At 72.4% G+C, this 689-nt stretch carries 1 protein-coding gene; it reads left to right on the plus strand.

Features of this window, described 5'->3' with window-relative positions; translation table 11 throughout:
• On the plus strand, positions 1-689 hold a 689-nt coding region (locus tag BIU98_RS08585), incomplete at both ends, for a CNNM domain-containing protein (RefSeq protein ID WP_139200639.1).

Here is a 689-nt window from a genome sequence, read left to right on the forward strand (position 1 = left end):
AGCTCCAGCAGCTCGAGCACCGCGGCACCCGAGGCGCCCGCGTCGCCGCACTCGGTCGTGACCCGAACCGCTTCCTGTCCGCCGTGCAGATCGGCGTGACGGTCGCCGGCTTCTTCTCCGCCGCGTACGGCGCGTCCTCGATCGCCCCGGACGTGGCCCCGCTCTTCCAGGGCCTCGGGCTGTCCCAGGCCACGGCCGAGACGGTCGCCCTGGTCGCGATGACGCTCGTCATCGCCTACCTGTCGCTCGTCTTCGGCGAACTGGTGCCGAAGCGCCTGGCCCTGCAACGTGCCGAGGGCTTCTCGATGGCCGTCGCCCCGACCCTCGAGCGCTTCGCCGTCCTCATGCGTCCGGTGATCTGGCTGCTCTCCGCGAGCACGGACGCGGTCGTCCGGCTGCTCGGCGGCGACCCGGACGCCCGCAGCGAGTCGATGAGCACCGAGGAGCTCCGCGGCCTGGTGTCCGACCACAGCGCCATCGACGAACAGGGTCGGCGCATCGCCCGCAGTGCCCTCGACGCGCAGGGCCGGATCCTCCGCGAGTCCATGCGGCCGTGGTTCGACGTGGCCACGCTCGACCACGACCAGACCATCGCCGAGGCCACCGACCGCCGGGCACCAGATCGCCCTGGTCGTCGACGAGTACGGCGGGAGCGCCGGCATGGTCACGCTCGAGGCCCTGCTCGAGGA

This window comes from Curtobacterium sp. MMLR14_010, from assembly GCF_001865015.1.
Classification (GTDB): domain Bacteria; phylum Actinomycetota; class Actinomycetes; order Actinomycetales; family Microbacteriaceae; genus Curtobacterium.